Here is a 10,329-nt window from a genome sequence, read left to right on the forward strand (position 1 = left end):
CGCGTCCAACGCGCCGGTCACTCAGATGTCTTGCGGTCATATGGTAGGGAGCGCGGGTGGCGGTCGGTCCAGTGGGTTTCCGTTCTGACGCCTCACGGCCCGCGCACGGCCCCGCCGTCTGTACGGCGGAGGGTGGTTCGGCGACCATCGAAGACCTGATCGCCGTCCCGTCCCGCGGGCCGTCCGGAGGGCCGAACCATGCCGATGATCAGCCAGTGGCGGCTGCGGGCCGCGTTCGCGGTGCGGCTGTCGGAGATGTACGGCCGGGAGGTGCCCGCGTACACGACGCTGGTGGACGTCTCGCGCGAGGTCAACGAGGACGTGCTGCGCACCCGGGGAGCCGACGCCGAACGCCTTGGATCCATCGGCCGGGTGACCGCGGAGCGGCACGGCGCGATCCGGGTCGGCACACCGCGTGAACTGGCCCAGGTGGCCCGGGTCTTCGGCGCCCTCGGCATGCACCCGGTCGGCTTCTACGACCTCAGGGAGGCGGCCGCCAGCGCCGTACCCGTGGTCTCCACCGCCTTCCGGCCGGTCGACGGCGCGGAACTGGCCCGCAACCCCTTCCGGGTGTTCACCTCCATGCTCACCGTCGCCGACCCGCGCTTCTTCGACGACGGCCTGCGCCGGCGCCTGGAGACCTTCCTGGCCGGCCGTGAGCTGTTCCCGCCGGAGCTGCTGGCGCTGGCCGACCGAGCCGCGGCGGAACGCGGACTGCCGGCCGACGACGCCGAGCGCCTCCTCGCCCTGGCCGTGCGGGTCTTCGAGCTGTCGAGGGAACCGGTGGACCGGGCCTGGTACCGGACCCTGGAGCGGATCTCGGCCGTCGCCGCCGACATCGGCGGGGTGCGCGGCACGCACATCAACCACCTCACGCCGCGCGTCCTGGACATCGACGAGCTGTACCGCCGCATGACGGACCGGGGCGTCGAGATGATCGACACCGTCCAGGGGCCGCCGGCCTGGCACGGCCCCGACGTCCTGCTGCGCCAGACCTCCTTCCGCGCCCTGGCCGAGTCCCGTCCGATGCGCACCGAGGACGGCGACGTCGTCCACGGCTCCCTGCGGGTGCGCTTCGGCGAGGTCGAGGCCCGCGGCATCGCCCTCACCCGCGCCGGACGGGCCCACTACGACGAACTCCTCGGCCGCGTCGACGAGGAGTCCTCCCGCAATCCCACGGCGGCGCGGGACGACCTGGCCCGCGCCGTGTGGGAGCGGCACATGCCCGGCAGCGAGGAGGAACTCGCGGCCCGCGGCCTGGCCTTCTTCACCTACCGGCTCGCCGACGGACGGCCGCGGGACGGCGCCGGCCCGCCCACCGGGATCGGTGAACTGGTCCGGCGGGGCTGGGTGCGGGCCGAGCCCGTCGTCTACGAGGACTTCCTGCCCCGCTCCGCCGCCGCCATCTTCCAGTCCAACCTCACCGGCGCCGGGACCCGAGACGACGACCGGCAGGGCACCGCCTACGACGCCGACTGGCTCTCCGGCGCCATCGGCCGGGAGGTCCTGGACCCCTTCGCCCTCTACGAGCAGCAGCAGAACGCCTCCCTCGCCCACGTCGCCCGCGCCCTCGGCCTCACCGGCACCCTCGGCCGACCCCTCACCCTGGAGGTCCCACGATGACCAGCACCGCGCTGCCCACCACGGACGACCTGCGCGCCCTCGCCCGGGCCCGGCTGCGGACCATCGGCGTGCGGGTCACGGAAGGCGAGGACCTGCCGGCCCGCACCCCCGTCACCGGCGAGCACCTCTTCGGGCTGCGCGCGGCGACGGAAGACGACGTCGAGGAGGCCCTCGCGGCCGCCCGCGCCGCCTTCCTGACCTGGCGCACCACTCCCGCCCCGCGCCGCGGTGACGTCGTGCGCAGGCTCGGGGAGCTGCTGCGGGAGCACAAGGGCGACCTGGCCGATCTCGTCACCGTCGAGGCGGGCAAGATCCGCTCCGAGGCGCTCGGCGAGGTCCAGGAGATGATCGACATCTGCGACTTCGCGGTGGGCCTGTCCCGGCAGCTGTACGGCCGTACGATCGCCTCCGAACGCCCCGGCCACCGGCTGGCCGAGACCTGGCACCCGCTCGGCGTCGTCGGCGTCATCTCGGCCTTCAACTTCCCGGTCGCCGTCTGGTCCTGGAACACCGCCGTCGCCCTGGTCTGCGGCGACACCGTGGTCTGGAAGCCCTCGGAACTCACCCCGCTGACCGCGCTGGCCTGCCACCACCTGCTCGCACGGGCCGCCGAGGAGACCGGTGCGCCCGGCGACGTGCACCGGCTGCTGCTCGGCGGCCGCGCGGTCGGTGAACTGCTCGTCGACGACCCGCGGGTGGCGCTCGTCAGCGCCACCGGTTCCACCCGGATGGGCCGCGCGGTCGGCCCGCGCGTCGCCGCCCGGTTCGGCCGCAGCCTGCTGGAACTCGGCGGCAACAACGCGGCGATCGTCGCGCCCTCCGCCGACCTGGACCTGGCGGTGCAGAGCATCGTCTTCGCCGCGGCCGGCACCGCGGGCCAGCGCTGCACCACACTGCGCCGCCTGATCGTCCACCGGGACGTCGCGGACGCCCTCGTCGAGCGCCTGACCGCCGTCTACGGCCGGCTGCCCGTCGGCAGTCCCTTCGACGGCACGACCCTGGTCGGCCCGCTGATCTCCACCGCCGCCCTGGACGCCCTGCACGCCGCCCTGGACCGGGTCCTGGCCGAGGGCGGCAAGGTCCTGGCCGGCGGGAACCGGCGGCTGGCGGAGGAGGCGCCGGCGGCCGCGTACACGGAGCCCGTCCTGGTGCGCGTCGACCGGCAGACCGACGTGGTGCGCGAGGAGACCTTCGCGCCGATCCTGTACGTGCTGACCTACGACACCCTCGACGAGGCGATCGCCCTGCACAACGACGTCCCGCAGGGCCTGTCGTCCAGCATCTTCACCCAGGACCAGCGGGAGGCCGAGATCTTCCTGTCCGCGGCCGGCTCCGACTGCGGCATCGCCAACGTCAACATCGGCACCTCCGGGGCGGAGATCGGAGGGGCCTTCGGCGGCGAGAAGGACACCGGCGGCGGCCGCGAGTCCGGCTCCGACGCGTGGAAGGCGTACATGCGCGCGGCCACCACCACGGTCAACTACTCCGGCACGCTCACCCTCGCTCAGGGCGTCAGCTTCCTGTGACCGGCCGCCGGCGGCGCGTCCGCGCGCCCCGGCTCACGGCGACGGGTCCGCGAACCCCTCGGCGTCCCGCTCCTCGGGGCCGGTGTCCGCCTCGCCGGCCGCCGCCGAGGGCAGCAGGAAGGCGGTCAGCGCGGCCGTGTCGTCCTGCAACTGGTCGCCGCTGTAGCTCTGCAGATCCTGGTGGAGCCGGTCCAGCAGCTCCGGCGGCGGCATCGGGCCCCACGAGCGCAGCCGCTGGAGCAGCGGGTAGAAGGAACCGTCCGGGTCGCGGGTCTCGGTGACGCCGTCCGTGTAGAGCAGCAGTTGGTCGCCGGGACCAAAGCGGTAGGTGTCGACGTGGTAGGGGTCGCCGACGAGCATGCCGAGGTTCAGCGGCGGTCCCGAGCGCCCGCGGTCCAGTTCGCTCACCTCGCCGGGGCGGATGAGCAGCGGCGGCGGGTGCCCGCAGTTGACGACGCGGACCACCTCTTCGTCGGCGCGGACCTCGGCGAAGACGGCGGTGACGAACCGTTCGCCCGTCTCGCTGCCGCCCAGCTGGTGGGCCCGGCGGGTCATGCTGATGTCCACCCGCTCCACCAGGGCGTTGAGGTCGGGTTCGTCGTGCGCGGCCTCCCGGAACGCGCCCAGTATCGACGCCGCGGTCTCCACCGCCGGCAGGCCCTTGCCCCGGACGTCGCCGATGACCAGCCGCACCCCGTACGCGGTCGGTACCGCCTCGTAGAGGTCGCCGCCGATCCGTGCCTCCGCGGCGGCGGACAGGTAGAAGCTTTCGAGCAGCAGGTTCCCGATCCGGTGCGGGACGGGCCGCAGCAGCACGCGCTGGGCGATCTCGGCCACGAACCTGACGTCGGCCAGGGTGCGTTCCCGCCGGATCCGGTGCGCGGCGAGGATGGTGCCTAGGGCGCCGACCAGCGCCGTGCACACGTAGGCGGCGACGTAGTGCCGTTCCCAGACGTAGCCGACGGCGCGTCCGGCGCAGCACGGGGTTCCGGCCAGTAAGAGTTCGAGGCCGATGCCGAAGGCGGTGGCGCCGGCGACGACGGCGGGCGGGTGCGCGAAGGCGGTCACCAGGGGGAGGGCGATCAGCACGAAGCTGACCGGCCACTGCACGGGGGTGATCGGTTCGAGCAGCAGCACGCCGATGACGTACAGGAGCGGAAGCCAGCGCATCCACGCGGGGGGCGCGGGCAGTGCTGAGTGGCGACCGTCGTGCCTCACCCTGGGACTCCTGGCATGCGAATCTCGACAAGACGCCCAGCCTGGCGGCCGGCCGGCCGCCGCGCCGGTGATTGCTCCGGTCAGCGGCATGTTCCGAAGCCCTCATGACCATGTTCGGCCATGAAGTCGAAACATTCGAGAATCTGGGCAAGGATTCGCGGATCATCGAATGGCCGATTGTCGACTCGGGTGATGTTCAGGATGTCAGTGCGGTATCTGATGTGCGGAGATGGCCGCGCCCGGCACGCGAAGGTTTCGAAACAATTACCGAAACTGTTGACAGGTGACATGAGCAGGCCAAAACTCCCATCGAGTCGCACCCGCAACGGCCACACAAGGAGGCACCGCGATGAACCCGCTCGACCACGCACTGAGCCGCCGGAGCGCAGGCGCCCTGCTGCTGGGCGCCGCCGCCGGCCTCGCCCTGCCCGGCACCGCCCGCGCGGCCACGGTCGTCACCACGAACCAGACCGGCACCGACCACGGGTACTACTACTCGTTCTGGACCGACGCGCAGGGCACCGTCTCCATGACCCTCGGCTCCGGCGGCGGCTACGCCACCAGCTGGCGCAACACCGGCAACTTCGTCTGCGGCAAGGGCTGGAGCACCGGCGCCCGCCGCAACGTGACCTACTCGGGCAGCTTCAGTCCGTCCGGCAACGGCTACCTGTCCCTCTACGGCTGGACGTCCAACCCGCTCGTCGAGTACTACATCGTCGACAACTGGGGCACCTACCGTCCCACCGGCACCTACAAGGGCAGCGTCACCAGCGACGGCGGCACCTACGACGTCTACCAGACCACCCGCTACAACGCCCCGTCCGTCGAGGGCACCAGGACCTTCAACCAGTACTGGAGCGTGCGCCAGTCCAAGCGCACCGGCGGCACGATCACCACCGGCAACCACTTCGACGCCTGGGCCAGGGCCGGCATGCCCCTCGGCGGCTTCGCCTACTACCAGATCCTCGCGACCGAGGGCTACCAGAGCAGCGGCAGCTCCAGCATCACGGTGGCCTGATGAGCACCGTGCCGGAGCGCCTGTCACGTTCCTCCGCGGCGGCCGCGGCCGCCCTCGCGCTGGCCGTCGCGGGCCCGCTCGCCGGCGCCGCCCCCGCCCACTCCGCCGGCTGCGCCGGGTACGTCGGCCTCACCTTCGACGACGGCCCCTCCGACGCCCACACCCCGGCCCTGCTCAACGCCCTCAGGGCGAACGGGCTGCGCGCCACCCTGTTCAACGAGGGCCAGTACGCCGCCGCCTACCCGGCCCAGGTCCGGGCCGAGGTGAACGCCGGCATGTGGGTCGGCAACCACAGCTACACCCACCCGCACCTGACCCAGCAGAGCCAGGCGCAGGTCGACTCCGAGATCTCCCGCACCCAAAGCGCCGTCGCCGCGGCCGGCGGCGGCACTCCGGTGCTCTTCCGGCCCCCCTACGGCGAGACCGGCGCGACCGTGCGCGCGGTCGAGGCCAAGTACCGGCTGACCGAGGTCATCTGGGACGTCGACTCGCAGGACTGGAACGGCGCGAGCACCGACGCGATCGTGCAGGCCGTCTCCCGGCTCACCGGCGGCCAGATCATCCTCATGCACGAATGGCCCGCCAACACGCTCTCCGCGATCCCGCGCATCGCACAGACCCTGGCCGCCAAGGGCCTGTGCTCCGGACGCATCTCCCCGGCGACCGGCCGCGCGGCCGCTCCCTGAGGCCGACGGCACGACCGGCGCGGCGGCCCGTCAACCGCCGCGCCCCCCTCACGAGTTCGGATGAACGCGGCCCTGCCGCGCGCCCGCCGCCGCCAGGGCCTGTCTGACCATTCCCGTCGTCGCCCGGAGGGCGGCCGGGCGGCGTCAGGTGCGTGCTCTCGGTGTGCCGGGCGTGGACCCGCGTACTGGACGTACTCGGGTCTGCGCCCGGTGCGGCGAGAGTGCGTGCATGGCGTCGCGCGGCAGACGGGAATGGTCAGACAGGCCCTAGGCTCGTCGGCGTGGACTACTACGACCTGGGCAGTCACAGCCGGCGGGTGACGACGTCCTCCGCCGAGGCACAGACGTGGTTCGACCGGGGCCTGATCTGGACCTACGCCTTCCACCACGAGGAAGCCGTCCGCTGCTTCGAGGCCGCCGGCGAGGCGGACCCCGACTGCGCGATGGCCGACTGGGGCCTGGCCTACGCGCTCGGCCCCAACTACAACAAGCCCTGGGACTCCTTCGACCGGGAGGACCTCGCACACACCGTGCGGCGCACGCACGCCGCCGTGGAGCGCGCCCACGCCAAGGCCGTCCACGCCACCCCCGTCGAACGCGCCCTCGTCCAGGCGCTGCGCGCCCGCTACCCGCGGGCCGCGGCCCCGGACGCGGCGGCCTGCCCGGTGTGGAACACCGCCTACGCCGACCGTATGCGCGAGGTGTACGCGCTGGCCCCCGACGACCTCGACGTCGCGGCCCTGTACGCCGACGCCCTGATGAACCTCACCCCCTGGCAGCTCTGGGACGTCCGCAGCGGCCGGCCGGCCGAGGGCGCCCGGACACCGGAGGCCAGGACCGTGCTCGAACGGGCCCTCGCCACCGACGACGGCACCCGCCACCCCGGCCTGCTGCACCTCTACGTCCACCTGATGGAGATGTCACCCACGCCCGAGACCGCCCTGCCCGTCGCCGGCCTGCTGCGCGGCCTCGTCCCCGACGCCGGGCACCTCCAGCACATGCCCTCGCACCTGGAGGTGCTGTGCGGCGACTACCGGCGCGTGCTCTCCGACAACGCCGCGGCCGTCGCCGCCGACGATAAGTACCTCGCCCGCGCCGGCGCCATGAACTTCTACACCCTCTACCGCTGCCACAACCTGCACTTCCGGATCTACGGCGCGATGTTCCTGGGCCGCCTCGAGGACGCCCTGGACACGGCCGGACGGCTCGAAGCAGCCGTACCGGAGGAGCTGCTGCGGGTCACGAGCCCGCCGATGGCCGACTGGCTGGAAGGGTTCCTGGCCATGCGGGTGCACGTCCTGATCCGGTTCGGCCGCTGGGACGACATCCTGCGCCTGCCGCTGCCCGCCGACCCCCGGCTGTACTGCGTGACCACCGCGATGCTGCACTACGCGCGCGGCGTCGCGCACGCCGCCACCGGCCGCACCGCCGAGGCCGAGGCGGACCGCGACCGCTTCCGCGAGGCGGTCGCCGCCGTCCCCGTCACCCGCACGCTGTTCAACAACACCTGCGCCGACATCCTGGCCATCGCCGCCGCCATGCTCGACGGCGAACTCGCCTATCGCGAAGGCGACTTCGACACCGCCTTCGCCGCCCTGCGCCGGTCGGCGGACCTGGACGACAACCTCCCCTACGACGAGCCGTGGGGCTGGATGCAGCCCACCCGGCACGCCCTCGGCGCCCTGCTCCTGGAACGCGGCCGCGTCGAGGAGGCCGAGGCGGTCTACCGGGCCGACCTGGGCCTGGACGACACCCTGCCCCGGCCGCTCCAGCACCCGAACAACGTGTGGTCCCTGCACGGACTCCACGAGTGCCTGCGGCGGCTCGGCAAGGACGGCGAGGCACGGATCGTGGCCCAGCAGCTGAGACTCGCCGCGGCCCACGCGGACGTGCCGATCGGCGCGTCCTGCTTCTGCCGTACCGACTGCTGCGGCACGCCGTAGCCCCGGAGCGTCCGCGGAACCTCAGAGCGTCCGCGCGACGAGCAGCGCCACGTCGTCGTGGTCGTCCGGATGGCGCAGCCCGTGCAGCAGCAGGTCGCAGGTCTCCTCCAGCGGCCGCTGCGGCTCGTCCAGGAAGCCCAGCAGGACGCCGAGGCGGTCGTCGATCGAGTGGCGGCGGGTCTCCACGAGGCCGTCGGTGTACAGGACCAGCAGGTCGCCCGCCGAGAGGTCGACGGTGCTGGTCTCGAAGGGGACGCCGCCCACGCCGAGCGGCGCGGCCGGCGGCAGCTTCAGCAGGTCCGGCGCCCGGCCGGAGTGCACGAAGGCGGGCGGCATGTGCCCCGCGTTGGCGATCTCGCAGGTCCGCTGGCGCGGGTCGTACACCGCGTACAGACAGGTGACGATGTAGTGCTCCAGGTCGCAGGTGATCTTGTCCAGGTGCTGGAGCACCGCGGCGGGCGGCAGCTCCAGGTCCGCGTAGGCGCAGGTGGCGGTCCGCAGCCGCCCCATCGTGGCCGCCGCGTCGATGCCGTTGCCCATGACGTCGCCGACGACCAGCGCCGTGCGGTCCTGCGACAGCGGGATCACGTCGTACCAGTCGCCGCCGACCTCGCTGGTCGCCTGGGCGGGCTGGTAGCGGTAGGCCAGTTCGAGACCCGTGTGGTGCGGGGGATGGTCCGGGAGCAGGCTGCGCTGCAGGGTCAGCGCGGTGTTGCGGACGCTCTGGAACCAGCGCGCGTTGTCGATGGCCACGGCGGCCCGCCCGGCCAGCTCGGTGGCCAGCACGACGTCGTCCTCGTCGAAGGGCACCGGATTGCGGGTGCGCTTGAGGTCGAGGGCGCCGAGCACCTCGCCGTGGGCGATCAGCGGCACCGCGAGGTACGAGTGCACACCGGCCTGTGCCAGCAGCTCGCCGGCCCGGGCGTTGCGCGCGATGCGCGGCAGATCGTGCGCGCCGACCCGCGGCACCAGGACCGGCCGCCCGGTGTGCACACACAGCGTGACCAGCCGGTCGCCCTCGTACGCCGCGAGGTCGCCCGGCGGGTCGGCCGCCCGCAGCGCGACGGTGGGATGATCCGCCTTCAGGGCCAGCGCCCGGAACAGCTCCGGGCCGTTCTCCGCCCGGCGGGAGCGGCGCAGGGCCAGCGCCGAGTCCAGCACGTCGACGGCGACCACGTCCGCGAGGACCGGGGTGGCGATCTCCGCCAGCTCGTGCGCCGTGCGCTCCACCTCCAGCGAGGTGCCCACCCGGGCCGACGCGTCCGCGATCAGCGCGAGCCGCCGCCGGGCCCGGTCGGCCTCGGCCGCGGCCCGGTGCCGCTCGGTGACGTCGACCACCGAGGTCGCCGCGCCCAGGACGCGGCCGCCGGGATCCTCCAGCCGGTAGAACGACAGCGACCAGGCGTGCTCGTGCTCGGGATCGGTGGGCGGACGGCCCACGTGGTACTGGTCCAGGAGCGGGGTGCCGGTGGTGAGGACCTGCCGCAGCGCCGATTCGACGCTGTCGATGTCGGGCAGCGCCAGGGTCTCCCGCAGCCGGCGGCCGATGTGCTCCTTGGCGGGGACGCCGTCGATCCGCTCCAGCGCCGGGTTCACCAGCAGATAGCGCAGTTCCGGGTCGAGGAGGGCGAGGCCGATCGGGGACTGGTTGATCAGCCGCTCGCACAGCGCCAGGTCCGTCTCCACCCGCTGGAGCATGGAGTGGTCGGCGACGATGCCCAACGCGTACACGTCGCCGAGATCGTCCAGCAGCCGCATGGTGCGGAACTCCATCAGCCGGCTGCCGCCGTCCTTGCGGCGCACCGGGAAGGCGCCGGCCCAGCTGTGGCCGGTCTCCAGCACCTCCATGAACATGTTCACCGCGGCCTTCAGATGCTCCGGGTGGGCGAGCAGCCGTGCCGCGTTCTGCCCCAGGGCGTCCTCGGCCGTGTACCCGAAGAGCTCCTCGGCCTGCGGGGTCCAGAACACGATCCGGCCCTGCGAGTCCAGGGCCACCGCGGCCACGCTCAGCACGTCCAGCAGGCCGGTCGGGCGCGCTCCGCCGGGGCCGTACTCGTCACCGCCGGAACCGCCCGGGCCACCGGAGCGCAGGAATCCCACAGCCATGGCTCCACCACCTTCATCGGCCCGCGGGCCGACATCGCCGTCGCGGCACTTCCATGCTCCCCCGGACAGCCCGCCCGTGCCGAACGGGGCGGACACCTCGCCGCGCCGCGGGCTCCCGCGGGCTCCCGCGCGGGCCGCCGACGGTGCTCCCGAGGCCCGTGCGCATCGCGTGGACAAGCAGGAACATTGCGGTACGTAGAGGATGTAGC

The 10,329-nt window shown here is 73.2% G+C and carries 7 protein-coding genes and 1 pseudogene; 6 read left to right on the forward strand and 2 right to left on the reverse strand.

The features are described 5' to 3' along the window. The first annotated feature begins 204 nt into the window (after window positions 1-204). Window positions 205-1,623, forward strand: a complete 1,419-nt coding sequence (locus ACIRQ9_RS14345; protein WP_404171764.1) for a 2-oxoadipate dioxygenase/decarboxylase family protein — start codon at window positions 205-207, stop codon at window positions 1,621-1,623. Then, window positions 1,620-3,149, forward strand: a complete 1,530-nt coding sequence (locus ACIRQ9_RS14350) for an aldehyde dehydrogenase family protein (RefSeq protein WP_404171653.1) — start codon at window positions 1,620-1,622, stop codon at window positions 3,147-3,149. Before ACIRQ9_RS14345 ends, ACIRQ9_RS14350 begins: the two co-directional genes overlap by 4 nt. Before the next feature lie 33 nt (window positions 3,150-3,182). Here ACIRQ9_RS14350 and ACIRQ9_RS14355 read toward each other — a convergent pair whose 3' ends face one another. Continuing rightward, a complete protein-coding gene (locus ACIRQ9_RS14355) occupies window positions 3,183-4,367 on the reverse strand; it encodes a PP2C family protein-serine/threonine phosphatase (RefSeq protein WP_404171656.1) in 1,185 nt (394 codons plus the stop codon). Between the two features lie 104 nt (window positions 4,368-4,471). On the opposite strand from ACIRQ9_RS14355, the gene ACIRQ9_RS14360 reads away from it, so the two are divergent. From ACIRQ9_RS14360 to ACIRQ9_RS14375, 4 genes and pseudogenes are all read left to right on the forward strand, one after another. Further along, window positions 4,472-4,654, forward strand: a complete 183-nt coding sequence (locus ACIRQ9_RS14360) for a hypothetical protein (RefSeq protein WP_404171659.1) — start codon at window positions 4,472-4,474, stop codon at window positions 4,652-4,654. A gap of 62 nt (window positions 4,655-4,716) precedes the next feature. Continuing rightward, the gene (locus ACIRQ9_RS14365) at window positions 4,717-5,385 is read left to right on the forward strand and encodes a glycoside hydrolase family 11 protein (RefSeq protein WP_404171662.1); all 669 of its coding nucleotides are present in this window, start codon (window positions 4,717-4,719) and stop codon (window positions 5,383-5,385) included. Beyond that, a pseudogene (locus ACIRQ9_RS14370) lies at window positions 5,385-6,068 on the forward strand (polysaccharide deacetylase family protein); the annotation flags it as partial. The gene ACIRQ9_RS14365 and the pseudogene ACIRQ9_RS14370, both read left to right, overlap by 1 nt. 284 nt (window positions 6,069-6,352) lie before the next feature. Continuing rightward, on the forward strand, window positions 6,353-8,014 hold the full coding sequence (locus ACIRQ9_RS14375) for a tetratricopeptide repeat protein (RefSeq protein WP_404171665.1): 1,662 nt from the start codon (window positions 6,353-6,355) through the stop codon (window positions 8,012-8,014). 21 nt (window positions 8,015-8,035) lie between these two features. On the opposite strand, the gene ACIRQ9_RS14380 is transcribed toward ACIRQ9_RS14375, so the two are convergent. Then, window positions 8,036-10,120: a SpoIIE family protein phosphatase gene (locus tag ACIRQ9_RS14380; RefSeq protein WP_404171668.1), complete on the reverse strand. Its 2,085-nt coding sequence runs from the start codon at window positions 10,118-10,120 to the stop codon at window positions 8,036-8,038. Window positions 10,121-10,329: the final 209 nt, after the last annotated feature.

This window comes from Streptomyces sp. NPDC101237 (assembly GCF_044767465.1).
GTDB lineage: Bacteria > Actinomycetota > Actinomycetes > Streptomycetales > Streptomycetaceae > Streptomyces > Streptomyces gramineus.

Excerpts from the sequence above, each read along its gene's own strand:
- ACIRQ9_RS14345 (WP_404171764.1), top strand. The coding sequence starts at position 205 with ATGATCAGCCAGTGGCGGCTGCGGGCCGCGTTCGCGGTGCGGCTGTCG.
- ACIRQ9_RS14350 (WP_404171653.1), top strand. The coding sequence starts at position 1,620 with ATGACCAGCACCGCGCTGCCCACCACGGACGACCTGCGCGCCCTCGCC.
- ACIRQ9_RS14360 (WP_404171659.1), top strand. The coding sequence starts at position 4,472 with ATGACCATGTTCGGCCATGAAGTCGAAACATTCGAGAATCTGGGCAAG.
- ACIRQ9_RS14365 (WP_404171662.1), top strand. The coding sequence starts at position 4,717 with ATGAACCCGCTCGACCACGCACTGAGCCGCCGGAGCGCAGGCGCCCTG.
- ACIRQ9_RS14380 (WP_404171668.1), bottom strand. The coding sequence starts at position 10,120 with ATGGCTGTGGGATTCCTGCGCTCCGGTGGCCCGGGCGGTTCCGGCGGT.